Source organism: Nonomuraea sp. 3N208, from assembly GCF_052245935.1.
Taxonomy (GTDB): Bacteria; Actinomycetota; Actinomycetes; order Streptosporangiales; family Streptosporangiaceae; genus Nonomuraea.
Window position 1 is genome coordinate 1 of the sequence record NZ_JBQQBR010000016.1, and the last position, 25,757, is coordinate 25,757.

The 25,757-nt window shown below is 69.3% G+C and carries 25 protein-coding genes, 2 pseudogenes and 1 riboswitch; of the genes and pseudogenes, 11 read left to right on the forward strand and 16 right to left on the reverse strand.

Features of this window, described 5'->3' with window-relative positions:
- Positions 1–156 precede the first annotated feature (156 nt).
- Entirely contained in the window at positions 157–321 is a 165-nt protein-coding gene (locus tag ACTWPT_RS24245) for a DUF3073 family protein (RefSeq protein ID WP_443179728.1), read from the reverse strand.
- Positions 322–333: 12 nt separating this feature from the next.
- A pseudogene (locus ACTWPT_RS24250) lies at positions 334–1,022 on the reverse strand (alpha/beta hydrolase fold domain-containing protein).
- Between the two features lie 451 nt (positions 1,023–1,473).
- On the opposite strand from ACTWPT_RS24250, the gene ACTWPT_RS24255 reads away from it, so the two are divergent.
- The gene (locus tag ACTWPT_RS24255; RefSeq protein WP_443179729.1) at positions 1,474–2,667 is read left to right on the forward strand and encodes an NAD(P)/FAD-dependent oxidoreductase; all 1,194 of its coding nucleotides are present in this window, start codon (positions 1,474–1,476) and stop codon (positions 2,665–2,667) included.
- Here the strand turns inward: ACTWPT_RS24255 and sigJ are convergent.
- The 9 genes and pseudogenes from sigJ to ACTWPT_RS24300 all read right to left on the reverse strand — a co-directional run bounded on the left by sigJ (position 2,642) and on the right by ACTWPT_RS24300 (position 9,871).
- Positions 2,642–3,523 (reverse strand): RNA polymerase sigma factor SigJ, encoded by an 882-nt coding sequence (gene sigJ / locus ACTWPT_RS24260; protein ID WP_443179730.1) that lies wholly within the window; start codon positions 3,521–3,523, stop codon positions 2,642–2,644. The two genes, ACTWPT_RS24255 and sigJ, sit on opposite strands and share 26 nt — an antisense overlap.
- Positions 3,520–4,245, reverse strand: coding sequence for a LysR substrate-binding domain-containing protein (locus ACTWPT_RS24265; protein ID WP_443179939.1), 726 nt, complete (start codon positions 4,243–4,245; stop codon positions 3,520–3,522). Before ACTWPT_RS24265 ends, sigJ begins: the two co-directional genes overlap by 4 nt.
- Positions 4,246–4,270: 25 nt before the next feature.
- Positions 4,271–4,465: pseudogene (locus ACTWPT_RS24270) on the reverse strand (LysR family transcriptional regulator); the annotation flags it as partial.
- A gap of 101 nt (positions 4,466–4,566) precedes the next feature.
- Positions 4,567–5,781, reverse strand: a complete 1,215-nt coding sequence (locus ACTWPT_RS24275; protein ID WP_443179731.1) for an MFS transporter — start codon at positions 5,779–5,781, stop codon at positions 4,567–4,569.
- Between the two features lie 302 nt (positions 5,782–6,083).
- Positions 6,084–6,242, reverse strand: coding sequence for a hypothetical protein (locus ACTWPT_RS24280; RefSeq protein WP_443179732.1), 159 nt, complete (start codon positions 6,240–6,242; stop codon positions 6,084–6,086).
- Positions 6,243–6,311: 69 nt separating this feature from the next.
- Entirely contained in the window at positions 6,312–6,971 is a 660-nt protein-coding gene (locus tag ACTWPT_RS24285) for a response regulator (protein ID WP_443179733.1), read from the reverse strand.
- Positions 6,968–8,122 carry a sensor histidine kinase gene (locus ACTWPT_RS24290; protein WP_443179734.1) on the reverse strand — a complete coding sequence of 385 codons (1,155 nt, stop codon included), beginning with the start codon at positions 8,120–8,122 and terminating at the stop codon, positions 6,968–6,970. Before ACTWPT_RS24290 ends, ACTWPT_RS24285 begins: the two co-directional genes overlap by 4 nt.
- Before the next feature lie 7 nt (positions 8,123–8,129).
- Positions 8,130–9,581: an alpha/beta fold hydrolase gene (locus ACTWPT_RS24295; RefSeq protein ID WP_443179735.1), complete on the reverse strand. Its 1,452-nt coding sequence runs from the start codon at positions 9,579–9,581 to the stop codon at positions 8,130–8,132.
- Between the two features lie 68 nt (positions 9,582–9,649).
- Positions 9,650–9,871: a hypothetical protein gene (locus ACTWPT_RS24300; protein WP_443179736.1), complete on the reverse strand. Its 222-nt coding sequence runs from the start codon at positions 9,869–9,871 to the stop codon at positions 9,650–9,652.
- A gap of 247 nt (positions 9,872–10,118) precedes the next feature.
- On the opposite strand from ACTWPT_RS24300, the gene ACTWPT_RS24305 reads away from it, so the two are divergent.
- The 3 genes from ACTWPT_RS24305 to ACTWPT_RS24315 all read left to right on the forward strand — a co-directional run bounded on the left by ACTWPT_RS24305 (position 10,119) and on the right by ACTWPT_RS24315 (position 12,782).
- Positions 10,119–11,378, forward strand: a complete 1,260-nt coding sequence (locus ACTWPT_RS24305) for a cytochrome P450 (protein ID WP_443179737.1) — start codon at positions 10,119–10,121, stop codon at positions 11,376–11,378.
- 93 nt (positions 11,379–11,471) lie between these two features.
- On the forward strand, positions 11,472–12,086 hold the full coding sequence (locus ACTWPT_RS24310; protein ID WP_443179738.1) for a TetR/AcrR family transcriptional regulator: 615 nt from the start codon (positions 11,472–11,474) through the stop codon (positions 12,084–12,086).
- A 312-nt stretch (positions 12,087–12,398) separates the two neighbouring features.
- The gene (locus ACTWPT_RS24315) at positions 12,399–12,782 is read left to right on the forward strand and encodes a hypothetical protein (RefSeq protein WP_443179739.1); all 384 of its coding nucleotides are present in this window, start codon (positions 12,399–12,401) and stop codon (positions 12,780–12,782) included.
- Between the two features lie 67 nt (positions 12,783–12,849).
- Here ACTWPT_RS24315 and folP read toward each other — a convergent pair whose 3' ends face one another.
- Positions 12,850–13,677 carry a dihydropteroate synthase gene (gene folP, locus ACTWPT_RS24320; RefSeq protein WP_443179940.1) on the reverse strand — a complete coding sequence of 276 codons (828 nt, stop codon included), beginning with the start codon at positions 13,675–13,677 and terminating at the stop codon, positions 12,850–12,852.
- A gap of 27 nt (positions 13,678–13,704) precedes the next feature.
- Positions 13,705–13,797: riboswitch (ZMP/ZTP riboswitch) on the reverse strand.
- Between the two features lie 490 nt (positions 13,798–14,287).
- Here folP and ACTWPT_RS24325 point away from each other — a divergent pair.
- Positions 14,288–15,133: an NAD(P)H-binding protein gene (locus ACTWPT_RS24325; RefSeq protein WP_443179740.1), complete on the forward strand. Its 846-nt coding sequence runs from the start codon at positions 14,288–14,290 to the stop codon at positions 15,131–15,133.
- Between the two features lie 7 nt (positions 15,134–15,140).
- Positions 15,141–16,049, forward strand: a complete 909-nt coding sequence (locus ACTWPT_RS24330) for an SDR family oxidoreductase (RefSeq protein WP_443179741.1) — start codon at positions 15,141–15,143, stop codon at positions 16,047–16,049.
- An 81-nt stretch (positions 16,050–16,130) separates the two neighbouring features.
- Here ACTWPT_RS24330 and ACTWPT_RS24335 read toward each other — a convergent pair whose 3' ends face one another.
- On the reverse strand, positions 16,131–16,775 hold the full coding sequence (locus ACTWPT_RS24335; RefSeq protein ID WP_443179742.1) for a tetratricopeptide repeat protein: 645 nt from the start codon (positions 16,773–16,775) through the stop codon (positions 16,131–16,133).
- 306 nt (positions 16,776–17,081) lie between these two features.
- The gene (locus ACTWPT_RS24340) at positions 17,082–17,483 is read right to left on the reverse strand and encodes a hypothetical protein (RefSeq protein ID WP_443179743.1); all 402 of its coding nucleotides are present in this window, start codon (positions 17,481–17,483) and stop codon (positions 17,082–17,084) included.
- A 519-nt stretch (positions 17,484–18,002) separates the two neighbouring features.
- Between ACTWPT_RS24340 and ACTWPT_RS24345 the strand changes: the two genes are divergently transcribed.
- The 4 genes from ACTWPT_RS24345 (at position 18,003) to ACTWPT_RS24360 (ending at position 23,536) form a co-directional block, all read left to right on the forward strand.
- Entirely contained in the window at positions 18,003–21,761 is a 3,759-nt protein-coding gene (locus ACTWPT_RS24345; RefSeq protein ID WP_443179744.1) for an nSTAND1 domain-containing NTPase, read from the forward strand.
- A 529-nt stretch (positions 21,762–22,290) separates the two neighbouring features.
- A complete protein-coding gene (locus ACTWPT_RS24350; RefSeq protein ID WP_443179745.1) occupies positions 22,291–22,494 on the forward strand; it encodes a type II toxin-antitoxin system RelE/ParE family toxin in 204 nt (67 codons plus the stop codon).
- Positions 22,495–22,654: 160 nt separating this feature from the next.
- On the forward strand, positions 22,655–22,963 hold the full coding sequence (locus ACTWPT_RS24355) for a helix-turn-helix domain-containing protein (RefSeq protein ID WP_443164940.1): 309 nt from the start codon (positions 22,655–22,657) through the stop codon (positions 22,961–22,963).
- Between the two features lie 81 nt (positions 22,964–23,044).
- Complete coding sequence (locus ACTWPT_RS24360) at positions 23,045–23,536, forward strand: cupin domain-containing protein (RefSeq protein ID WP_443179746.1); 492 nt, start codon at positions 23,045–23,047, stop codon at positions 23,534–23,536.
- 305 nt (positions 23,537–23,841) lie between these two features.
- Here the strand turns inward: ACTWPT_RS24360 and ACTWPT_RS24365 are convergent, their stop codons facing one another.
- Complete coding sequence (locus tag ACTWPT_RS24365) at positions 23,842–24,390, reverse strand: hypothetical protein (protein WP_443179747.1); 549 nt, start codon at positions 24,388–24,390, stop codon at positions 23,842–23,844.
- A gap of 91 nt (positions 24,391–24,481) precedes the next feature.
- Positions 24,482–24,844 carry a DsrE family protein gene (locus tag ACTWPT_RS24370; protein WP_305919553.1) on the reverse strand — a complete coding sequence of 121 codons (363 nt, stop codon included), beginning with the start codon at positions 24,842–24,844 and terminating at the stop codon, positions 24,482–24,484.
- 115 nt (positions 24,845–24,959) lie between these two features.
- Between ACTWPT_RS24370 and ACTWPT_RS24375 the strand changes: the two genes are divergently transcribed.
- Positions 24,960–25,652, forward strand: a complete 693-nt coding sequence (locus ACTWPT_RS24375) for a winged helix-turn-helix transcriptional regulator (RefSeq protein ID WP_443179748.1) — start codon at positions 24,960–24,962, stop codon at positions 25,650–25,652.
- Positions 25,653–25,757: the final 105 nt, after the last annotated feature.

A 25,757-nucleotide genomic window follows, 5' to 3' on the forward strand; every position in this document is an offset into this window, starting at 1 on the left:
CATTCTCGTGGAGATCGAGCCAGGATTGTTCGCTCAGCCGCGTCCATAGCCCGGCAACGAGCCCGTGACCAGCACTCCTCATGCAGCGCAAGCGATCAAAGGGGCATCAACTCGCGAACCGCCCTCTCAGAGCGGCTTGCGGTAGGACACAGCCGCCTAGCCCTGCTCGTGACGAGAGAGTTGCTGAGGCTGCTCGTCAGCCTCCATGTCGCTGTCGGAGACGAGTTCCGTGCGGAGACGTTCGAGGTCGAGTCCGTGGTCGGCGTACTTCAGCTCGCGAGCCACCTTCGTCTGCTTGGCCTTGGCTCGTCCTCGTCCCATGCTTGCCCTCCCTCACAAGGGGCCGCCCCGGGCCCGCCGTTTTGTGGACTGTGTCCATCTCTCACACGGCGCTGATGCTACCGCGCCGTCCCGCCGCCCCTCGCCCCCAAGCACGTGCCATGGGCGCCCGTCACCGGAACGGGCGACCGGTCGACGTCTGTTCCACAGCGGCACGTCGTCGTAGGCGCGCATCGACGGCGTCTGGAGGCGGTCGTCGAGCTCGGGGACGCCCAGGTACTGGAAGCACAGCGTGGGCCCGCCGCGGTCGCGGGCGAGGAGGGTCACCGCGGCGGCGAGGCCGCCTCCCGCGCTCTCCCCGGCGAGGCCGAGGCCGTTGGGGTCGATGCCCAGTTCGCTCGCCGACTTCGCGGTCCACACCAGGGCCGCATAGCAGTCCTCCAGCCCGGCGGGAAGGGGTCTTCCGGGGCGAGCCGGTACTCGACGGAGACCACCACCGTGCCGACCTCCGCGGCGATGCGGGTGGCGGTGGCGTCGAACTGCTCGACGCTGCCCATGATGAACCCGCCGCCGTGGATGTACAGCAGGCCGGGCAGCAGGCCGTCGCGCTCGCCGGGCGCGTAGACGCGGACCAGCACGTCGGGTGCGCCGTCCGGCCCGGGGACGGTGACGTCGTGGATGCCGATCGGGATGTTCGGCTCGTAGGACGTATGGGGGATGTCGGCGAGCGCCCATCGCGTCATGACCCAGGCCCCGGACAGCAGGAAGGTCGCGCCCACCACCGCCCAGGCGGTTACCGGTGGCCCACCATGGAGCCTGTTGTGACCGTGATGCAGGGCGCGTCTTCGCGTGGACGCTCATTTAGCTCTCCGGACCAGCCGTGGCCCCACGCGAGGTGCGGCGGTGTAGCCACCACGTGCCCCGCGTCGGCGCCGGCGAAGCAGCCCGGCCCCGATCAGCAGCGGTAGCGCGCAGCAGTCCGCGTACGCCAGCACGGCCAGGGCGCGGTGACCTTGCTGCTCGGCGGCGGCCCGCCGACCCACAGACCTTCGGGTGAGGCCGTCTCTCATCGACAAGGTCACTGACGGTTGTGTATGACCAACGTCACATCCGCCCGAGCTCACGCCAGGACCTGTTCGCTTCGTCCGTGGGTGTGAAGGCGCTCCGATCGGGGCGCCAGGTGAGGAGGACATCATGACAACCGCGATTGTCGTGCTCGGCGGCGGCTACACCGGCGTCATGAGCGCGGTCCGGCTGGCCCGGCGTATCCGGCATGCCGACGCCCGGGTGACCTTGGTCAACCCGACCGACCGGTTCACCGAGCGGCTGCGGCTGCACCAGCTCGCCACCGGCCAGCCACTGGCCGACTACCGGATCCCGGAGCTGCTGAAGGGAACCGGCGTCGAGTTCGTGCAGGGCCGGGCCACCCGCATCGACCCTAATAGGCGCGAGGTCCAGGTCGCGAGTGCCGGTGGCGAGCGGTTGGTGGCCTACGACTACTTGGTGTACGCGGTCGGTGGCGTCACCGACACCACCAGTGTGCCGGGTGTGGACATGCACGGGTACACCCTGGACAGTCCGGCTGCGGCGGCCCGCCTCGCCGAACGGCTGGCCGAGCTGGAGAGCCGGGGCGGCGGAACGGTGGCCGTGGCCGGCGCGGGGCTGACCGGCGTCGAGGCGGCCGCGGAGATCGCCGAGAGCTACTCGGCCCTGCATGTGATGCTGCTCGGCCGCGATGAGCCGGGCTCGATGATGGGCCCCAAGGCCCGTCGTTACCTGAGCCGCGCGCTGGAGCGGCTCGGCGTGGAGGTGCGGGCCTGCGCCGAGGTGACCAAGGTGCTGCCGGATGCGGTGGAGCTGACCGGCGGCGAGCTGGTGCCGGTGGACGCCCTGTTGTGGACCGCCGGTGTGGTCGCCGCACCACTGGCCGAGGAGGCAGGCCTGACCGTGGACGCCAAGAGCCGGGTGGTGGTGGACGCCACACTCGCGTCGGTCTCCCACCCATCGGTGTACGCGATCGGTGATGCCGCCGCCATTCGGCAGGCCTGGGGCGAGATCCATGGCACCTGCCAGAGCGGCATACCGACCGGTGCGCACGCCGCGGACACCATCGCCCGCCGGCTGCGCGGCAAGAAGGCTATGCCGTTCCGGTTCGGCTACATCCATCAGCCCGTCAGCCTGGGCCGACGGGACGCCGTCATCCAGTTCACCCGGCCCGATGATTCTCCAGGGCGGTGGCACCTGACAGGCCGGGCCGCGGTGTTGTACAAGGAGGCCGTGACCAGCAGTCCGCCCGCGACCTACCGCATCTCGCGGTGGGTCTCCATCCCCACCCGCGCGTTGGCCCGCACCGGCGGCCGCGCTAGCCGGGCGGTCGCAGCCCGGTGAGCTTGTCCGGGTTGCTGACCAGATGCACGGTGTGCACCGCGCCGCCGACCAGGTGCAGGGTGAGCGCGACGACCGGGGTGTCGCCGGAGTGGACCACGATGCCGGGGCCGCCGTTCAACTCCATGATCTCGGTACGCGGATCGGCGGGCATCCGGCCGGCGAACCTCGCAAGCGCCTGCGCCACCAACCGTGGCCCCACGATGGCCTGGCGTGGCGCGGGCGCCTTGCCGCCGCCGTCGCTGACCAGCCTGACGTCCGGCGCCAGCACTGCCATGAGACCGGCCAGGTCACCGCCCGCCGCCGCGGCGAGGAACCGCTCGGTCACCTCGGCGCGGGTGGCGGGGTCGGTGTCGTAGCGGACGCGCCGCTGCTCGACGTGCTCACGCGCGCGGCGGGCGGTCTGGCGCACTGACGCCTCGCTGCGTCCGACCATCTCGGCGATCTCCGCGTATGAGTAGCCGAACGCCTCGTGCAGGACGAAGACCGCCCGCTCCAGCGGCGTCAACGATTCGAGGAGCACCAGCACGGCGGACGAGACGGTGTCGGCCAGCGCCACCTCGTCGGCGATGTCGGGCGTGGTGACGACGGGGTCGGGCAGCCAGGGCCCGACGTACTGTTCTCGCTGTGCCTGGGCGCTGCGCAGCCGGTCGATCGCCAGGCGCGTCACCACCCGCACCAGATACGCCTCCGGGTCGGCCACCTCGGCGGTGTCCGCGTTCGACCAGCGCAGCCAGGCGTCCTGAACCACGTCTTCCGCCTCACCGATCCGGCCGAGCATGCGGTAGGCGATCGCGCGCAGCCGGCCTCGATGCTCAGCGAAGATCCGCGTCGCCTGGTGGATGTCGACCGCCGTCACAGCAAGCACTCCGATCTTCGCCGGTCGGCGGCGAGGCCTTGGGCCACCTGGGCGAGGGCACGGATGCGCGCATTCTCGTGGGCGGTGCACCAGATCGGTCCCAGGCCGATGGGCGGCATGCCATGGATGGGGATGAGGACGATGTCTTCCCGGTTCTCCAAGATCTGTATTCCGGTCACGGTGGCGTGGACGATGTGCCCGAGGGCGATTTGGGCCACGACCTCCGACACCGACGTGCATGAGAAGACCCGCCGGAGTGGGCGGCCGGATGGGGTCCGCGGCGGCAGGAACCGGGTCAAGAAATCTTGCGGGAAGGGTGGAGGAAACGTTGGCGACTCGAAATCGGCAATGTCCTCAAGGGATATCGACGCCTTGCCCGCCAGCGGGTGGCGGGTGGAGGCGGCGAGGCGGCGCTGCCGGTATTCGATCGCCGGGCCCATGGTGAGATCGGGTTCGTCGTCGGCCACCAGCCAGTTGAAGGTGACGTCGACCTCACCGGTTCGCAGGGATCCGTATGGTTTCATGGTGGGGATTTCCTGGAGGATGACCTGGGTCTCAGGGTGGCGCGCTTCGAACGCGGCGACCAGGCGATAGAGGGCCACCCCCTCGGTGGTGTTGGTGAACCCGATGCGCAGCGTGCCGGCGAGTTGCTGCGCTGTGGCGCGGGCCTCGTGGACGGCGTCGCGCAGTTGGGTGTACGCCGGGGCGAGCCGGTCGCGCAGTTGCCGCCCGAGGGGGGGTGAGCCGGACGCGCCGGCTGGTGCGCTCGAACAGCGCCCCGCCGACTTCCCGTTCGAGCGCCGCCACCAGCCGGCTCACCTTCGGCTGGGTGAAGCGCAGCCGCTCTGCCGTGCGTCCGAAGTGCAGTTCCTCGGCGAGGACGAGGAACGTCTCGACCTGGAAGAGGTCCATGGTTCGCTCCGATCCATGCGTCGTCGACATGGATCTTCACATAGGCCGGCAGTGGCGGGAAGCCGGCGAACAGGAGCATATGGCCGCCGGGTCATGGAAGCTGTGGCCCTCGCCCCATGGCCTCCCGGTTGTCACGCGCTGGCCGGTCGCATCGACCTGGTGGCCAAAACGACGGGCAACGCCAGCAGGCAGACCGCGGCCCCGGCAAGTGCGGTGTAGTGCACCCCGACATGGGAGACGACCTGGCCGCCGATCAACGCGCCGGTCGCGATCCCGGCATTCGCCGCCGAGGCGCCAAGGCTGGCGGCCAGGTCCTTGCCCTGGCCCGCCAGGCTGATGACGCGAACCTGGATGGCGATCGAGACGAGCCCGAACCCGACATGTCCCCAGACGACGAGAACAACCGCTACCAAAACAGGGCTGGGACCGATCAGGTATAGCCCGCCGAGCACGCCGACCAGGGCGGCGTTGGTCACGATGAGCGTGGCGGTGGCGCTGCGGTCGACGAGGCGACCGCCGGCGAATGTCCCCGCTGCGGTGGCGGCGCCGTACGCGAGCAGGAAGGCGCTGATCGCGCCGCCGGAGACTCCGGTGACCTGGTTGAGGAACGGCTCGATGTAGGTCAGGGCAGTGAACTGACCGCCGATGATCAGGAAGCCGATGCCCAGGGTGGCCAGGACCGGCGGCGCCATCGCCTGGCGGGCTCCGTCGGTCAGGCGGCCCCCGCCCTTGCGCGCGACGGTCGGCACCAGGGCGATGGTGAGGACGAGCGCGAGGGCAGTGAGTATCGCCACGCTGCCGAACGTCGCCCGCCAGCCGAACGTCTGCCCGATCAGCGTGCCCAGAGGAACGCCCACGACCGTGGACAGGGCAACGCCGCCGAACACGATCGAGATCGCCCGGCCCTCGCGGCCCGACTCGACGAGTCCCGCCGCGATCATCGACGCCACCCCGATGAAGGCTCCGTGGACCGAACCCGCGACCATCCGCGAGACGAAAAGCAGGCCGAAGCTCGCCACGACAGCGATGAGCAGGTTCGCGGCCACGTACACCAACAGCGTGCACCACAGCATGAGACGGCGGTCGACGCGGCCGGTAAGAGCGGTGAGAACAGGCCCGCCGAGGGCGATGCCGAGCGCGTACGCCGTGACGAGCGTCCCTGCGGTCTCGATGGAGACCCCGGTATCAGTCGCTATCGGGTCAAGGATCCCGACCAGGACGAGTTCGGACGTGCCCACGACGAAAGCGCCGAGCCCGAGTGCGCCGAGCGCCAGCCCGCTACGACGTCCCGACAGTGGCTCACTCCTCGTCGCCGCCGGCAGTCCCGCCCGCGCGGTGCCCGACATCTCGCCTCCTCACTCCGGCCGCCCCAGCGGGCGTCCGGCGGTGCCGTCGTCGTCAGTCCATGCCGCGGACGCGTCGCGCACCACCAGCACGGTTTGTCAGGCCGAGGATGCTCCCGCACCCGAAAGCCATCAACGGAAAGTTCGGCATGCATCGATGCGCCCAGCGCATCGATGACGCTTCCGGCTCATTCCAGGTGTTCTGCTGAGGTGGAGTGATCCGCACGCCCTGAGCTTGTCGTTGAAGTTGCGTTCTTCGCATCGAGCCAGCCGATGTGCTGGGCCTGGCGGGCGGGCGGGGGCCGCTATCCGGCTCCGGCTCCGGCTCCGGCCTGGATGTTGTCGGCGGCCTCCTGCGGGCTGATCTCCGCCGCCTGCGCGGCGCTCCGCAGGTCCTGTGCGGTGATGTTGGCCGGATTACCGTGATCGTTGTCGGGCTCTCCGCAGCCACAGCTCAGACACATGTCAATCCCCCTTCTGCGAGCCCGCGTCCTACCCGACAGACGGTAATGAAACGGACGCCCTCCGCAAGGTCAGGGCAGATCCGTCCACGTGACGAGACCGTGCCGGTGGGCGTAGACGGCCGCCTGCACGCGGGTACGGAGCCCGAGCTTGGCCAGGATCCGCTCGATGTGGATCTTCACCGTGCCGGGTGAGATGACCAGTTCGCCGGCGATCTCGGCGTTGCTGCTGCCGGCGGCCAGGTGCCGTAGCACGTCCGCCTCGCGCGGCGTCAGCGTGGCCAGCTCGCTGGTCGGCGGGCGGGGCGACGTGGCCGCGAACCGATGCAGCAGGCGGGGGGTGACCTGCGGATCCACCAGGCCCTGCCCCTCGTGGGCGACCCGCACCGCCTCGATGATCAAGCCGGGGTCGCTCTCCTTCAACAGGAACCCGACCGCGCCCGCCTGAAGGGCGCCGAACAGGTATTCGTCCAGGTCGAACGTGGTCAGCGCCACCACGGCCGGGGCGGGGTCGAGGGCCACGAGGTCTCTGATCGCGGCCAGCCCGTCCATGCGCGGCATGCGGATGTCGGTGAGAACGACGTCGGGCCGGTGCCGCCGGGCCATCGCGACGACCTCGTACCCGTCCGACGCCGTCGCCACCACCTCGATGTCCGGTTCGGACGACAGCAGCAGGCGCAGGCCCTCCCTGGTGGGCGCCTGGTCGTCGGCGACGATCACGCGAATGGTCACGGGTCGGCTCCTTCCTTTTCGCCGAGTTCGCCAAGTTCGCCGAGCGGGAACCGGGCGGTCACGCGCCAGCCGTGGGGCTCTCGCGGCCCGGCCGTGAGCGTGCCGCCGAGCAGCGCCGCCCGCTCACGCATGCCCCGCAGCCCGCCGCCCTCGGGTTCACAGGGTGCGCCGGGTCCACCGGGTGCGCCGGGTCCACCGGGTGCGCCCGGTCCGCCGGGTCCTTCTGGGACTGCCTGCCCGTCGTCCTCCACCGTCACCTCCACGGCCCCGGACCTGCGGCGGATGCGGACGACCGCGTGCGAGACCCCCGAGTGGCGCATGACGTTCGTCAGCGACTCCTGAACGATCCGGTACACCGCGTACTGGATCCGGGGCGGCACCTCATCGCGGAGCGGGTCGCCGTCCAGGCGGACGCGGAGCCCTTGACGGGACAGGCGGGCGAGCAGCGGGCCGAGATCGGTGTCGGCGTGTTCCTCTTCGCGGAGCAGGCCGAGCAGCCGCCGGGTCTCGCCGAGCGCGGTGCCGGAGATCTCGGCGATCACGTCCAGTGCCCGGCCGGCGTCCGCGGGCGTGCCCCGCCGCGCCCCCACGGCCTGCAGCCGGATCGCGCTGAGGTGGTGGCCCACCACGTCGTGCACCTCGCGGGCGATCCGGGCACGCTCCTGCGCCCGCCGGACGAGCTCGGCCTGGCGGGCCTGGTCATGGCGCAGCCGCAGGATGTGCCCGAGCGCCACCGGAGCCAGCCCGGCGGCCACCGACCTCGCCAGCCCGGACGGATCCTCCATGGTCCCGCCGTACGCGAGGTCGAGCGCGACCAGCCAGCAGGTCGCGGCCACCGCGGGCAGCCACCGGTCATGGTCGCGATGGTAGGCGGCCGAGGCGAACGCCGCCACCGTCACCCATGCGCCTACCTCCGGCTGGTGGAGCAGCCGCGCGAGCACGACGACCGCGCCCGAGACCAGCGCGGCCGTCAGCGGCAGGCGGCGGCGTGCGGCCAGCGGCGCGCACACCGCGCAGACCAGCATCACCCACAGGAACGTGTGCCCGCCGGGAGCGCCCAGCAGCGGATACCCCGCGGTCACCAGTGTCGTGAGCAGGGCCAGCGCGGCGTCCTGCGCGAGCGCGGGCAGCTTCCGCCAGGCTCCGATCACACTCGGTTCACCCCCGGGGAATCCTAGCCATCAGGTCCCCGGGGCAGCGCGCCCCGGACCGGGGCAGGGCGCCGGCGGTCAGGTAGTCGTGCACGTATCGGCGCAGGCAGGTCGCCCCGAGCCCGGACGCGCTCTGCATGAGGTACGCGGCGTGCCCGTCGCCGTGCCTGACCACCCGCGCTCCGGGGACCTGCGCAGCCAGGTGCTCGGCGCCGGAGTGCGGCGTGTTGACATCCGTGTCACCGATCGCGATCAGCACCGGCGGCACGCCCTCGGCCCGCAGCGGGTGCGGCGGGTTGGCGGGGCTCTTGCCCATGCCCACGCAGCGGGCGACCTGGTACCGGCCATGGATCCAGCCGATGCGGGGCGCGACCGCGCGCAGCCGCGACTCGATGGCCTGGAACTCCCGGTATCCGGGCAGGCCGGGCATGAAGTCGTGGCAGAGCATCGCGCCGGCCGGGTACCCGGGAGACTCCGGCGGGAGCGGCCGCAGCTTCGCCAGGTCCGACGCGTCGCCGTCGGCGGCCTTGCGCAGCGCTGCGGCCAGGCGAGGCCACACGGGCGGGGTGAGCCCTTCCTTCACCGCGAGGAGGAACTCCTCCTTGCTCACCGTCCCCTTGCCCGCGGGGAGCGGGACGCGGGTGAGCAGCCGGTCGAACACCTCGATCGCGTCGTCGCCGCCCAGCGCGCATCCCGCCCTGCACCAGTCGCGGAAGCGCCCCAGCTGCTGTTCCTCGGTGCGGGCGTATTCCGTCAGCCAGCGTTCCAGCGAGGGCCGCGTGTGGTCGGGGACGCCGTCGAGTGCCATCCGGCCGACCTTGGCGGGGAACAGCTCCAGGTACGCCTGGCCGTACACGGTCCCGTACGAGTTGCCGAAATAGCGCAGCTCGGGTTCGCCAAGGGCGGCTCGCAGCGCCTCCAGGTCGTGGGCCACCTGCCAGGAGGTCAGGCCCGCGTAGGCGGCGCCCATGGCCTTGCGGCAGGAGGCGTCGTAGGCGGCGTTCGCCCTGGCCTGGGCGCGCCACCCGGCTTCGCCCGGCGCCAGGATCAGCCCCGCGATGCTCGGCTGCGGTGTGTCGCACTCGACGGCCGCGGAGCTGCCCTTGTCGCCCATGCCCCTGGGGTCGATCAGGACCACGTCGAACCAGGTGGTCAGCTCCGAGACGACCGTGGGTGTGGCGCGTACGGGTTGGATGGTCGCGCCGCCGCCGGTGTTGACGACGAGCGAGCCGAGCTTGCGCGCGGGGTCGCGGGCGGGCATCCGCGCGAGGTCGACCTGGGTCTTCCGGCCGTGCGGGCGTCTCCAGTCGATCGGTACGGTCAGCTTGGCGCATTGCATGCCGTCGCCGCACCCGGCCCACGTCAGGGCCGGGGGCGCGGCGGCCACCGGAGCCTGGAGGGTGGCCGCCAGCGCCGTCCCGAGGACGAGGCCGGCCAGCGCTCTGGTCGAGATTCTCATGACACCAACCTCGCCCGGAGCGCCCCGCGCCGGCATCTGCCGTCCGGCATATCCTGCGCGGCGGTCTCTCAACCTCCAGTTGTTCCGCGGCGCCAGGCGATGAACCGGCGGACGTACTCCCGGCAGGCCGGGACGATCGCGAGCGACTCCCGGCCGAGCAGCAGCGTGGCGCAGAACGGCGCCCACCAGAACTGGCCGGTGAGCGGAACCAGCGCGGACCGGATGCCGGCGGGCGAGGCGGCGGCCGACTCCTCGGCGGGAGCCCCCGCTAGGCGAGAACGGCTGACCACCCGTCCTTGACGGTGGCCTTCACGGCCTCGACCTTGCGGACCTCGATCTTCAGATCCTCCTCTCACAGGAAACGTGCGAAGCGCTGAGCTGAGCGTCGTTCCTGAGGAAATAGTCCCAGCACCCCGGTGCGGCGGGTGCCGGAGAAGTTCGTGATGGCCAACGGGGCGGCGCCGTTGCCGTTGACATATTGACCTGAGGTCACTATTAATGACCCAAGGTCAATAGCGTGCGTCCCAAGGAGTGCAGATGTCCATGGCAACCGACAGCCAGACACCCGGTTCCCGCCTGGTCGGCAGGCTTCTCGACCCCACGTCGAGGGCCGACCCGTACCCGATCTACGCCGGGTTCCGCGCCCTGGGCCCGGTATGGATCGAGGAGATGTCCTCGTTGGTGGTGGCGAGCTACCGCGACTGCGAGACCCTGCTGCGCGACCCGCGACTCAGCGCCGAGCGCGACCGGTTCTTTCAGGCCGATCAGGCAGCCGATCTGTATCCCGCGCACGCGCCGTCCTCCGTCCGGCAGCCCTGGTTCCTCTCCCTGGATCCTCCGGATCACACCCGGCTGCGGCGCCTGGTCATCAGCGCGTTCACCCCCCGTGCCGTCGCCCGGATGGAGGACTCCATCGCCCAACTGGTCGACGAGTACCTCGATGGCGCGGCCGAGCAGGAGACGTTCGACGTGCTGTCCGGCCTCGCCTACCCGCTGCCGGTGACGGTCATCTGCCGCATGCTCGGCGTCCCGCCGGCCGACGAGCGGTTGTTCCACCGATGGTCCGCCCAGCTCACCCGGATGCTCGACGGCTTCTCCAACCGCTATGACGGGAGCGGCGAGACCCCGGAGTGGATGCAGGGCGAGGTCGAGCTGCACCGATACGTCAACGAGCTCGTCGCCGACCGGCGCAAGAGCCCGCGCCGGGACGACCTGATCTCCGAACTGCTCGCCGCGGAGGACGGCGGTGACGTGCTCAGCCATGACGAACTGGTCTCCACGGTCGTGCTGCTGCTGGTGGCGGGGCACGAGACGACGGTCAACCTGATCGCCAACGGCGTGCTCGCCCTGCTACGGCACCCCGGCCACCTCGCCGCCCTGCGCGCCGGCCCCGGCACGGCCCCCGCGGTCGTCGAGGAGATCCTGCGCTACGACCCGCCCGTCCAGCTCACCGTCCGCGTCGCCGACCACGACCTGCGCGTCGGGGACGCGAAGGTGCCCGCAGGCGGCCTGGTCTTGCTCCTGCTGGCCGCGGCTCACCGGGACCCGGAGGCCACCCCGGACCCGGACCGGTTCGACCCGAACCGCGAACAGGTGCGGCACCTGGGCTTCGGCTTCGGCCCGCACTTCTGCCTCGGCGCGCCACTGGCCAGGCTCGAAGGGCGGCTGGCGCTGGCCGCGTTCGCCCGGCGCGTCCGGGAGCCGGAGCTCGTCGCCGACCCGCCGCCGTACCGGGAGCACGTCAACCTCCGCGGCGTTAGCGAGCTGCTCATCTCCCATGCGGGGGTGACGAGGTGAAGAGCGTGCCGGATGGGAGCGGGAGGCACGCCGACCCTGGCGAGCGCTTCAGATGATCAAGCTGAAGCGCTGACGTTCAGCTAACCTGGTGCGGTGGTCACCTCCAGGAGCCGGCGCCGCCTCTCCCCCGAGGCCAGGCGCAGTGAACTCATCGATGCCGCCATCCGGCTCCTGGACTCTGGACAGAAGGTGACCAACTGGGTTCAAGCCGTCACCGCCGAAGCCGACGCCGCCAAGGGCACTTTCTACGTCTACTTCTCCTCCTGGGAGGAGATGCTCGCCGCGGTACGGGACCGCGTGCTGCGGGACTACGTGGGCCGGTTCCACCAGCTCGCCGAATCCACCGAGCCGATCGACTGGTGGGCCACCCTCGACGCCGAATGCGCGGCGGCCATCGAGGCCATCGCCCGCCCCGGCGGGCTCCATGCCGCCGTCTTCCACTCCGGCTCCGCGCTCGCACCCGCGGGCGAAGGGCGGCTGGACACCATCGCCGCCATCGCCAAGGCGCTGCACCGCGGCATGGACGAGGGCGCGTTCCGCCCGGTCGACCCGCATATCGCCGCCACGATCCTGTTCACCGTCCTCCACGGCGCCGCAGACGCGATCGCCGCCGGAGAGCAACCGCAACGCTGGCTGGCGGGCGTCCGCGACCTCACCCGCCACTGGCTCGCACCATCACCAAGCGAGGAGTCACAGCGGATTGGGTGACCACCGCCAGCAAGAAGACTTCATGCCACTTCGTGGCGCCCGCGGATGCAGGAAACTGGGGGTGCGCCGACCACTCGTCGCCGTACGCCCTTGGTGCCATGTGACCGTATTTAAGACTGGCGCTGGAGCCTGTCCGGGACCTGCAGCAGCGGGGACGTTGTCGCCAGCACCAAAGGCGCAAGTGTAACTCCACCAGGGATTGTCCGTGAGTCTAGGCCCGGCATCATCGTCTTGGGAGGAGGCGTACGTGGGCAGAAGGTGCGGCTGCCCCTCGAGACCGGACGCAGGCGCGCCTCATCGTAGAGTGGCCCCGTGGCAAGGCCAGGTGATCTGCTCGCCGCGTACCCGTGGCTGAGGCTGCTGGGGACCGATCTGCTCGGCCGCCTCGACTTCGCCGAATTGGCCGATCCGCATCCTTGCGCGCTGGCGCTGGGGCCGACCGTTGTTGCCTACCGGCGCGGCGCCTGTCCCCGCCCGGGGCGGGTCTCGCTGTGCTCGCTGATTCCAGCAGCGCGGATCGGACCGGCACGGGTCGCGTTGCTCAATGAGGCCGAGCGTGTCAATCCCGAGATCGTGCTGGTCGAGTACGCAGGTGTTGACGAAACCGGCTTGTGCGGGGGTCTTCGGGGGGCCACGGCGGCGCGTCGGCCCATGTTGCTTCATGTCAACGACGGCGAACGTCGCGATGCCCTTTGAAGCCTTGCGCGGTCGGCCGGAGGGGCGAAGGCCGCACGCACCCGTGCCGCCGCCCCGGTTCTGGCTGTCAAGGCAGGCCGTGAGCAGTCTCCACGGCGGCGAGCACTGTGAGGGCGTCGTGGAGGGCGGCGACATCATGGGTCCGGATGAAGTCCACGCCCTGCCAGGCCGCGTACAACTCGGCCGCGAGTGTGCCCGATCCGATCCGATTCAGGTCGCGTCCGGTCAGCGTGCGCAGGAACGATTTGCGCGAGGGCGAGACCATGATGGGAACCCCGAACCGGTCTTTGAGCCGCCGCAGCCGCGACAGCACCAGCAATGACGGTTCAGGGGTGCGCCCCAGGAAGTAGCCGAGCCCGGGGTCGATGATCAACCGTTCCCGACCGACGCCGGCCGCCTCCAATGCTGCCAGGCGCTCGGCGAAGAACCGCTCCATGCCCGCCCAGACCTTCTCCGGGTCGGTCAGTACCTTGGTGGCCGAGCCGATGCGCTGCACCGAATGCATAACGATGAGTCGGCACGAGTCAACGGCCAGGTCCTTGTAGCGGCCCCGATCGGGAAAACCCTGAATGTCGTTGAGGTACGCTGCCCCGCACGCGGCGGCGAAACGCTGCGTCCCGGCCGCGCACGTGTCGACTGACACCGGGACATTCTCCGCGACCAACTGCTGGATTACGCCACTCAGCCTCCGTTGTTCCTCCTCCGACGTCACCGGCTCGGCATTCGGGTGGCTGGCCGCCGCGCCGAGCTCGATGACGTCGGCCCCGTCCGCCCGCAGCCGCCGGGCATGGGCCAACGCGTTCTCAGTGGTCAGGAATCTTCCGCCGTCGGAGAACGAGTCCGCAGTGATATTGACGATTCCGACCAGTTGCGGCCGTGTATGAGATGCGAACAAAGGCCGGGCCACAGCGCCACCTCCAACACCGAAGGCCCAGGCGCGCGACGCTGCATCACCGTGATGGGGTCGCTCCCCGATGGTTCATCCCATCCCGACACGCCAGTCACGACCCGGGATCACTATAGGGCGGGGGCGGGCACTGAGCCAGCCCTGGCCGCAAGCCGGCCCCGCGCGGCGCGGCGGGAGCGGGCTCGAGGGTGAGATGCCCGGCGGCCTGGTAGCGCCGCAGGTCACGCGCCGCGCATGTGTATCACGTTTGCCAGAGGGGCAGGGCGGCGGTCTTGGTGTGCAGTGAAGCCCTCGGGCCAGGAGCGCCCAAGGTTTGGCGTGAGCACGAAAACTACCCTGGCCGTTTCGGCCGATTTCATGGTGGACGTTGGAGAAAAATCTCAGAGATTATCTCTTTTTGAGAAAAGCGCAGGTCAGAGGCTCTGCCGACGCTTTCAGGTCACGCCGCAAGCCGCCGCTTTTCTGCAGGTCAAAGCAGAATGTGAACGTTATGTTCGCATTTGCTAGAAAGTGGGTCGAATAGCAAGAATAGGCCTGATCCACGCCAATCCCCGATCAGGGGTTCCGTTGGCGTGCGCGGAATCACAAAGGAGCGACGATGCCGATTCTGGTCACAGGAGCGACGGGGACGGTCGGGCGCAGCCTCGTCCGGCAACTCCTTGAGGCGGGGCAACAGGTGCGGGCGCTGACCCGCACTCCGGAGAAGGCGGCGCTGCCGCCGGAGGTCGAGCTCGTACGGGGCGACTTCGGCGACCCCGCGAGCCTCGCCCCGGCATTTCGCGGGGTTGAGCGGATGCATCTGGTGGCCATCGACGGCTACGGGCCGCTCACGACCGGCGCGGAGATCACCGAGCTGGCGGAGCGGGCCGGGGTGCGACGGCTCACCCACCTGGGCCACAACGATCCCAGCGCCCCCGACGACGACCCGATGGAGGCCGACCACCGCGCGCTGCATCGCGTCATCGAGGGCTCCAGCCTGGAATGGACCCACGTGTTCCCGGGCGAGTTCATGGCCAACACCCTGGACTGGGCGCCCTCCATCCAGGCCGAGAGCGTGGTGCGGGCACCGTTCGGCGGCTGGACCAACGCCATGGTGCACGAGGCCGACATCGCCGCGATCCTGACGGCCGCGCTGCTGGAGGAGGGTCACGCCGGCCACACCTACTGGCCCACCGGGCCCGAGCCCGTACGGCGGGCGGAGGCGGTGCGTCTCATCGGGGAGGCGATCGGGCGGGAGGTCCGCTTCATCGAGCTGACCCCGGAACAGGCCCGCGAGGAGTGGAGGGACGCCTACCCGCCCGAGGTGATCGAGTGGTTCCTGCAGCTGGGCGACTCCCTGAACGACGCCGAGGTGCCGATCTCGCCGGATGTGGAGAAGGTGACCGGACGCCCCGGGCGCGCCTTCGCCCAATGGGCCGTCGACCACGCCGACGACTTCCGGTGAGGCCGCCGTGACCGTCCTGGTGACCGGCGCGCGCGGGAACATCGGCCGCCATGTCGTGAATGAACTGCTGGCCCGCCACATCCCCGGGGTGCGTGCCCTGACCCGCCGCCCCCGCCGGGCGGGCGAGGAACTCCGTGCGGAACCGGCCCGTCCCATTGAGGCGGCACGGGCGTCCAGCAGCCCCTACCCGACCGGCCTCCCCAGATCCGCGCGGCAGGCGCGTGACACCCTCCAGGTCGCGTGGCCACCCGAGCTGGTGGAGGTGGTCGAGGGCGATCTGACCCGTCCGCAGACCGTGGCGCCCGCCCTGGACGGGGTCGAGCTGGTGTTTCTGTTCCCGGTACCCGAGACCGTGGCGGAGATCGTCGATCTGGCGGCGGCGGCGGGCGTACGCCGCATCGTCGCGCTCTCCTGCGGCTCGGCGGGCCACGGCGACGAGCACCACCTCGCCGTCGAGCGGGCGGTGGCCGCCTCCCGGCTGGAGTGGACGTGCCTGCGGCCGTACGGGCTGATGTCGAATGCGCCGCTGTGGGCCCCCGATGTCCCCCGGAGGCCAGCCGGGTGCGGAAGGTCGCCCTGGCCCGGGCGGCGGCCTTGGCGGTTGCGGGCCGCAGCGCTCGGGTCGCATCGCGATGCCCTTGGCGTCCACGCTGAGGGCCAGCACCATGGAGGAGGTGCACGGCAGCAGGATCTGCGCGGCGTAGAAGGCATCGACGTCGGCCGTGGCCTGGGCCGTGCTCGGCCTCCAGCAGTGACTCCAAAGCGGCGATCTGTTCCCGGATCTCCTCGATCCGCTGCTGGGCCACAGCCTCCCGCCGCGCCAACTCCTCCAGCAACGAACCTACCGTCACCACCGCCTTACACACCTGCACCCACGGTAGAAGGCGGCACCCCGATCAAACAGTCACAACCATAAAAGCCCAGCTCAGACAGTCACTGAGGACGAGCTACACCCATCGCCGGCAGTCGGCCGAGGCGCCGGCCGTGATCGGCGTGCTTACTCCTCGCGGCCGAGCGCCGAGGTGACGACGTCGAGGCTGGCCAGGCAATGGGCGAGGCCGGCGCGGTGCCGCTCAGGGGAGGCCGCGGCCAGCTCCCGGCAAATGGTGACCGCCTCTTCCACCAGGGGCAGCGCTTCGGCCGGCAGGCCACGTTCGGTCAGGGTCACGCCGAGGTCGGCGAGCACCTGTGCGAGGTCGGCCAGGTAGCCGTCGGGGGAGGCCGCGGCCAGGCGCCGGTAGAGGGCTACCGCTTCCTGCTCGGCGCTCAGGGCGTCGGCCGGCCGGTCCAGCTCCGCCAGAGTCGTCCCAAGGTTGATGAGGGCATCGGCGAGGTCGGCCAGGTAACCGTCGGGGCAGGCCGCGGCCAGGCGCCGGTAGACAGAGACCGCTTCCTGCTCGGCGTTCAACGCCTCGCCATGCCGGTCGAGCTCGGAGAGGGTCACGCCGAGACTGGTCAGGCAGGTGGCGAGCTCAGACAGGTAGAGCTCGGGGGAGACCGCGGCCAGCCGTCGGTAGATGGCGATGGCCTCTCGCTCTGCGCTCAGGGCATCGGCCGCGCTGGCCAACTCCCCGAGATGCACCCTCTCCATGAGCAGCCGAGCCCGCCTGCTCCCGTCGCCCTCGTCCGGGACTTCCGCCACAGCTCATCTCTCCATCGACATCAGGCAGCAACCGCTGCGGTGCCGCTCTTTCCTGAAAGGCCGTCACGGGCCTGGAGGCGTGACGGCCTTTCAGGCGCGGTGGGTGCGGCTTGGATGGTTTGGGCCTACGCACACTGTGCTGATAGCCCTGCGCTCTTGTGGGCTTTGAGTGTCTCGCCGGGCCTTGCCGGGGCAGGGATCAGAACCAGGGGGTGCGGCGCCACATGCGGCCGGCCTTGGCACAGGCGCGCTCTTGGCCTGCAACTCGGGTGCGGTCCACCCGGCCTGGGCACGATGAACAACCCATCAGGTGGTGCCGTAGCCGACATTGCCACACGAACCCGTGACGATGTAGTCGGTGCTCTGCTTCCCCAGGCACGTGTAGAAGACGACTTTCAGACCCTCACCGACATCTCCGTAAGAACGCTCAGTGCACTTTCCGGCACCGCTCGTGTGCCACTTGTTCGGCTGAGACCTGTAATTGATGTGGGTCCTGACCACGATCGAATATCCATCGGCGTACCCATCGCAGATCACCATCTTGTCGCCGTCAGCGATCCATCGGCCAGAGCCGGTGCCCCAGGTTTCGTAGCAGCCATAGGCCGTGCACGCTTGGGACAGGGCGGCCGCGGCGGGCGCCACGGTCACCGTGGCGAAGGCCACGGTCGCGGCGGATACGAGCCCCAGAACAGAGATGCCGCGCCTCACGGCATTGTGCCTGGTCGCCCCACGCCACGCGTGACGCGGTGCTCTGCCGTTCATCAGGCCTCGGAATTCGGCGGTCTTGGAGCTCGTGCGCATGAATGTCCTTTCGCAGGTGGTCGATCAACAGGGGACGGGATCACGAGACTGGCCGCGATCATCAGCGGTCGCTGAGCCCGATCTTCAAGCAGGCCGGGACGGGTCACACGGACGTGAGACCTGTCCCGGCGGTTCCCAGTGGCAAGCGGTCCCCGTGGCGCTTGCCCGCCGAGGCCTGTTGGCACCAGGATCGTGGCGGCAAGATTGTTCGGCACCCCTCATCGGGCAGGCAAACAATGCTTTTCCTGGCGCATGAATCCGCTCCGCGCCTCCCCGGCCAGTGCGCTCCTGACACCGACCGGCCTTCCTGCGGGCTCTTGTCGACGGCCAGGTCCGTGTCGCACACGCCTACCGGCATTCAGAGCTGCAACGCTCGCGATCGGCGAGCCGGGGTGGACAGTTAGTGTGATCTGCGAGCACATCTGAATGTCGTCTGGTGAATGGAGTCCCGCAGCGGTGGTGGGCCGTCGTGAAAGTCCGGTGGACCCGGCAGCGGGACCGGTTCAACGCTTTGCCTTCGAGTTACGCAAGCTGCGCCAGGAAGCGGGCCTCACCTATCGGGCCATGGCCAAGCGTGCCGGTTATTCGGTCACCACGCTGTCGCAGGCGGCGGCAGGTGAGCGTCTGGCTTCACTGCCCGTCGCCCTCGCCTTCGTGGAAACATGCGGCGGAGACGTCTCCGAATGGGAGCGCCGCTGGCAGCAGGTCGCTCATGAAGTGGCCCGCGAGAGGGCGGACGATGACGGTGCCGCCGGGCCGTACCTTGGCCTGGCCCCCTACGACGCGCACGATTCCGGACGTTTCTTCGGACGGGATCGGCTCGTCGAGGAATTGCACGAGCTGCTTCGACGGCACCGTTTCGCGGCGGTGTTCGGCCCTTCGGGCAGTGGCAAGTCGTCCCTGTTGCGGGCCGGGCTCGTGCCTGCCGCACGCGGAGAGACGACGCCCACGGGCGAATCCCTCGGGCAGAGCCGGATACTCACACCAGGCGAGCACCCGATGCGGCACGCCGACCGGCTCCTCCCGGGCGAAGGCGACTCCGACACGCTGATCGTGGTCGACCAGTTCGAGGAGGTGTTCACGCTCTGCCAGGACCAGCGCGAGCGGGGGCAGTTCATCGACCTGCTGCTCAACGCACGGCAACCGCACAGCCGGATGAAAGTGGTCATAGCGGTGCGCGCCGACTTCTACGGGCGATGCGCCGAGCACCGCGAGCTCACTGGAGCCCTGCGCGAGGCCAACCTGCTGGTGGGCCCGATGAACCAGGAAGAGCTCAAAGAAGCGATCGCCCGGCCGGCCATGGCCGAGGGCCTGACCGTGGAGCGAGCGCTGACGACCGAGATCGTCACCGACGTCGCCGACGAGCCCGGGGCGCTTCCGTTGATGTCGCACGCGCTGCGGGAGGTCTGGCGCCGCCGTACGGGGAAGATGCTGACCTTGGACGCCTACGAGAGCGTGGGCAGAGTCCACGGGGCGATCAGCCATACCGCGGAGGAGCTCTATGCCGGCCTGTCGCCGGCCCAGGCGAGGATCGCCCGGCGAATACTGCTCAGGCTGATCAATCCAGGCGAGCAAGCCCAGGACACCCGCCGTCCCGCCGCCCGGGCGGAGCTGGACCCGTACGGGGAGGCGGACACCGCGCTGGTCATCGAACAGCTGGCCGGGGCCAGGCTCCTCACCCTGCACCAGGACACCGTGGACCTTGCGCACGAGGCCTTGATCGAGTCGTGGCCGCGACTGCGTGGCTGGGTGGACGAAGGACGCGATCGCCTGCGCACACATCGGCAGTTGACCGACGCGGCCAAAGCGTGGGAGGCGCATGGCCGGGATGCCGGGCTCCTCTACCGGGGCACTCGCCTGGCCGTCGTGGACAAGCTGTTCATCGAGCCGGGTGACCGCGACGACCTCACACCCCTGGAACGGAACTTCGTTGACGCAAGCGCGGCGCTGGCCCGGCGCACCTCCCAGAGGCGGGTCACCGTCTCGGCCGTCCTGGTGGTCTTGCTGGTCGCCTCCATGGTCGCGGCGGGAGTCGCCATCCGGCAGGCCGGCCTGGCCGACGATCGGCTGGAGGAGGCGACGGCCCGGCTGGCCGCCAGGCGCGCGGCCAGCCTGCGGTTGAGCGACCCGAAGCTGGCCCGCCGATTGAGCGCCGCGGCCTGGCGGATGGCCCAGGTCCCCGAGGCCAAGAGCGAGCTGATCGACTCGATGGCGCTCCCCTTGGTCGACGTCTTCACCGCCCCGTACAGCCCGACGGACTTGGTGCATGGGCTCAGCGTGGATGGCACCAGGCTGGCCGTCTACACACCCCGTACGGCGGTCGAGCCGGGCGCACTGCGCGTGCTTGACCTGGCCACGAAGAAGGAGATCGCCAACGCCAGATGGCCGTGGCAACAGGTCTCGGAAGTGGTGTGGAGTCCTGACGGCCGTATGCTGGCGGTGGACGACGGGAGCAACGCACAGCTGTGGACCGTCGGCGCCGACGGCCTGACGGACCTCGGCGTGGCATTCCCCCAACTCGACCCAACGGAGTTCAGCCCGGACGGGCGCTTTCTCATCGGGGCTCGCGATGGGATGAAGGAAGTCTGGAGCATCGCGGACCGGACGCGCGTGCTCGACGAGCCGGTCAGTGCCATCAGCCCGGACGGCCGGCTGGCCCTGGTCATCCCGGCGGAAGCCAGTGAATCGACGACCGCCCCGCCGTCCCCCGGCAGCAGGGCGAGCTCGGGGCGGCGAGTGGAGCTCTGGGATTTCGAGAAGCGCAAGCCGCTCCGGGCCCCCTGGCTACCGGAAACCGCCACGGAAGGCGTGTTCAGTCCAGACGGGAAGCACCTGGCCGTCTCGACCAACAACGGTGTCCGGCTGTGGGAAATCTCCTCGGGCAAGGAGGTCCTACGCCCGCTGCTTCCGCCTGCGGAACGTGTGGAGTTCAGCCCCGACGGCCGGTTTCTGGCCGGGATGCGGGGTGGCGGGTGGGCGATTCTTTGGCGGGTGGACGACGGCTCGCTGCTGATGAGCACCTCGCTTCTCTCCGGCGTTGTGGGAGCCGAGCCCCGTATCTCGCCGGATGCCCGGGTTCTCCGGGTGATCGGTCACTTCGGCACGGTGAACGTTCTGGACATCTCCCCCTACACCCGCTCTGAGGTGCTCGCTCCGGGAAGCGACAAGCGGCTGTTCAGCCCTGACGGCCGCTTCCTGGTGACGACGAATCGCCGAAAAGGCAGGCCGGAGGTACGCATTTGGGATGTCGCCGCGAGGAAAGCCGTGAGCGGCCCGCTACCCGTCGACGATCTCCCCGAAAACGACCCTGCGGAGACGGCGTACTCCCCGGTGTTCAGCCCCGATGGGCGCACGCTTGCGCTCACCCACCCCGCGTCGCCCGTGGTGACCTTGTGGGACGTCACGAACGGCCGCAACATCGGCACATTGCGCGTCCGAAGACAGGGAGCCGTCGGAGTCTTGTCCGTGGCCTTCTCCCCCGACGGCAGAACCGTCGCGGTCGCCCCCCTCAGCGCGATCCCGGATAACGAAGAGTCGCTCGACGGCCTGATTTTCGACGACCTGGAACTGTGGGAAGTGAGAGCCAGAAGATGGATCCGCACCGTCTCCGGTGCGGGATCAGGGGTTATGCTCTTCGAGCCGGACGGGCGCCGGTTGTTCGTGGACAAATCCAGCAAGGGGCGAATCCTGGTCGATACGGCCACAGGAGAGATACTCCAGCACTCATCCGACGCCCGCGCCCAGGGAGAGATTCTCTTCATCGAGAACATGGCCGCGATCGGCGACGGGGACGGGCGTTTGGCGTTCTGGGACAGGGGATTACGCAGGCTCCTGGCCCCGCCACAGGCCGCGCACTCGGCATCGATCAACGCTCTTGTCCCTTACCCGCAGGCCGAGCTGCTCGCCACCGTCGCCAGCGAAGGCGACTTCGGCATCCAGCTATGGGACTGGCGGGGATATCAGCGGATCGCCTCACCGATCAGCTTCAACACCCAGTCCGTACCGGCAGCCGTGGCATTCAACCGGACCGCTCTCCTCATCTCATCCACCGACGGGTCCTTACGTGAGATCACCGTCGATCCCGGCACTGCCGCCGCCATGATCTGTCACCGCGACGGCGGCCTGTCCCCTGCCGAGTGGCAACAACACATCCCAGAACTGGCCTATCAAAAGACCTGCCACTGACGATGCCCCGCGAGAAACCGCGGCCGTTTCTCCCGAGGGTTGCGGTCTGCGGGATGATTGATCTCGGTGATTCTGTTTGGTCCCGCACCTGCTTCTGGCTGAAATCCGTCGTCCAAGGCCGGGTGTCGGGTTGGGTCGGACCGGGGCGCTCACCTGACGTGGGCCACGATCACACTCATGACAAGTGGCAAGAACGCGCAGCCATGGGGTTATGCGCGAAAAGTGTCGCCGCAAGCCGCATGAACCGGGCCATGCTGGGCCTGGCGCTCAGCCGGCTCAGGTGTTGAGCCGAAGACCCGGCTCAGCCGGGCAGTTGACAGCTCCGCATGATGTGTTTCCGCACGCCCGACAGCTGCACGCGGGGCAGGTCGAGGAGTTCCACCACGTGAGGGACGCCGAACCGATCGACATGATCGCATATGACGGCGACTGACCAACGCCCAGGGATAAATCAGGATGTTCTGCGAAGCCTGTCTCGTGGCGCGCTCCCGCTCGTTACGGTCTGTCACGGCGCCAGGAGGAATAGGCAATGCGAGAGCTGTATGGCTTCGAACTTGAGCCCGAGGTCCGGGAGTGGCTCGATGACCTCAGCGACAGGGATTTCAAGCGAGTTGATGAAATTGCAGGCCTGCTGGCGGAGAGGGGCACAGAACTCGGCGGGCCGTGGTCGGACCACTTGGAGGGACCCGTGTGGGAACTACGGATCCGGCTTCGTGATGTTGCCGCTCGGTAACGTACTGGTGTACTACGAACAGGACGATCGTGTTACTCACAGTCTTCCGCAAGACCAGACAGCATGATCAAAGGCAGATCGATCGAGCGGTTCGAGCGCAGAAGATCTGCGAGCGTGATCATTGGGGTCCGGTGACCGAGACCTTCGAAAGGCAGGTGTGATGGCCGGCTACCACACCCGCTGGGAGCGTCCTCCCGCGCGAGATGACGATCCCGAACGGATCGCCATCCGCGAGGCGCTGGCCTTCGGCAAGGCCCTGTACGACCGGCGCGTGGCCCTCGGCCTGAGCGTGACCGAGGTCGCCGATCGAGCAGGCATGACCGAGGATGAGATCGAGTGCATCGAGGAAGGCGGCACCACTCCGACCATCGCGCTGCTGCGCCGCCTGGCAGCCGCCCTGGACGCGGATGTCCGCCTCACGCCCGGCCATGACCTCGGATCAGTGTGGTTCGAAGCGCACGCCGCATAACGATGTACGCCCCGCACATTCACCCGTGAGCGGCTGGGTTACGGCTACGCCGCCGCGGCAAGATAGCCAAGGGGGTGTGCCATGCGTGATCGCATCAAGGGCAAGACACTGATCGCCAGGGACGAGGGCGACGACGCCAGCGGGGTCGTCATCAAGCTTTACGGCGAGGAGACGAACGGGGCCGTCTCGATCATCGAGCAGCCGTTCGAGCCGGGGTTTCTCCTACCACCACACGTGCACCAGAACGATGTCTGGCTCTACGTGCTCGAGGGGGAAATGCACGCCCGGGTTGGCGACGAGGTCGTCAAGGCGACACCCGGTTGCTGGGTGCTGAAGCCGCGCCGGATCCCCCACACCATGTGGAACGCAGGACCCAAGCCGGCACGCATCATCGAGGTGTACACGCCGGGTGGATTCGAGCTCTTCTTCAAGGACTTCGGAGACCGGTTGAGCCAAGGGTCGATCGGGCTCGACGAGCTGAATCGCCTTGGCGAGCCGCACGGCATCCGTTTCTTCGACGACTGGATTCCCGACCTCAAAGCGGCCTACAACCTGCGCGTCATCGGCGAGTAGCTTCCTCCACGTCTTCGGCGAGAGCTGTGATCGAGGACCGCGCCCAGTACTCGTTCATGATGCTGTTCTCGGTTTCCGCCGAGTACGCCTCGGCGAAACCGTCGTAGTCGTTCACTCCGGATCTTCAGGCTGGGTTGCGGGCGAATCCCAGGCAGGATGCCCTGCGGCGATGTTCTCGGGCAGGTCGGTTACGCGTTCCATCGTCGCCGCCTAACGATCTTTGGTCGCGTTTCTGGACGTTTGTGTCAAGTTTCCCGATGCCCGAGGGAGTCAATCTGCTGGCCGGCACGGCGGCCGGCTGCGGGTCAGCCCGGCTGACGCCATGGCGGCGGCTCGGCGAGGGCGCGCAGCGCTTCACGGGCGTTGCGCCCGGCCCCGGCCGAGACCTCGGCGCCGTCCTGATCGCGGGCGATGGCCAGGACGAGCCCTTCCACGGGATCGCGGGAGAGCGCGATGGTGTGGCCGCCGACCAGCAGTGCGTCGGCTGCCGGATGGTCCGAGGGAGCGGCCCTGTCCAGCAGGACATGGGCCGCGACCAGACCGGCGACCGGGGTGCGGTGGCGGCCCAGAAGCACGGGCTCCCCGTATGGGTCGGCGACCTGGCGGATAAGATCGCCGAGCTTGGACCGCGCCGTCGACACCGGCACGAGGGGCAGGCCGCTCCACACCCCACCCACCTTCGACAACGGCACCAGCCCGGCCCACTGCCAGCGCTCGCGGGTGATCATGATGGTTCTGCCGTTCCTGGCCTCCTCCACGAGCGAGCCCCAGCGGGCGCGGGCGTCTTCGACGGAGAAGGGGACGCCGAGCAGCGCCACGAGCTGGTCGTACGACGGCCGTTCTGCGTTGATCATCCAAAGATCGTAAGGTGCCTTACGGAATTATCGCAAGCCGCCTTACGAATGTGGCGAAGCGACGGGACGGCGTGAGCTGAGTGCCGCCCGGTCAGTAGCTGAACGTCGTCGCTCCGTCGCCGATCCAACGCCACATGGGCACCGTGCCGCCGATCTCGGCGGACTTGATCAGCTGGGTCTCGTCGAGGCCCTTGGCGTTGAAGCAGATCGGGCAGACCAGGAACGTTCCACCCGCGTTCTGGTACCGCTGAACCAGATCGGGCAGCGGCGGGCAGCCGTTGCAGGCCACTCCGGTGGCGACGCCGTGCAACGCCAGCCGGACCGCCTCCTTGGTCAGGAACATCAGCGTCGGTCGGCCTTCCTCGGCCGCGCCGACCGCGACCAGGAACGCCACGGTGACCCGCTCGGGGTCCTCCAGGCCGGTGGTCAGGCTGATAACCGCTTTTCCGGACATATCACTCCTCCTCGGATGTGCTTTCCCTTCGCTGATGAGATTGCGTGACGCGCGACCATCCGCCCAGTACTTTTTTTGTAGTGGCGAGGGCTGGCCCCCGCCGGGAGGTGGAGCCATGAAACGCTACGGCCAGTACTGCCCGGTCGCCCGGGCCGCCGAGATCCTCGCCGAACGCTGGACGCTGCTCGTCATCCGCGAGCTGCTCTGGGGTGAGGACCGGTTCAACGCCATCGCCCGCGGCCTACCCCGGATATCGCCGTCGCTGCTTGCGGCGCGGCTACGCGAGCTGCAGCGGGCCGGTCTCGTGCAGCGCCACATCATCGACGGTGAGCCCCGCTACCGGCTCACCCAGGCCGGGCTGGAGTTGCAGCCACTGCTGGAGCAGATAGGCGCGTGGGGCGTGCGCTGGATGCACGAGCTGCGCCCGGACGAGTTCGACCCCGTGCTGCTGATGCTCGACATCAAACGGCAGTCGCAGCCGGCCTGCATGCCCGAGCGGGCGGCCACGGTGCAACTCCACTTCCGGGACGCGCCGACCGGGCAGCAGCGATGGTGGCTGGTGCTCTCCCGGTCCGGCGGCGCCGACGTGTGCGACACCGACCCGGGCTTCCCCATCAACGTGTGGTTGGAGACCGAGGTAGCGACCCTCACCCGCATCTGGATGGGCGACATGAGCTGGTCGGCGGCGCTCCGCGGTGCGGCACTGCGCCTGAGCGGTGACCCCGCCGCCTGCCGGGCGCTGCCGCAGTGGCTCGACGTCAGCCCGTTCGCTGCCGTCGAGCGGGCGGCGGTGTCATTACCCCGGTGAAACCGCCAGCTGCCAGGCCCTGGCCGTCCGGCGGATGGCTGCCGCGACCGTCATCGCGAGCAGGCCGGTGAGGCAGAGCCTGGACCTACTCGGCTTGTAGGCCGG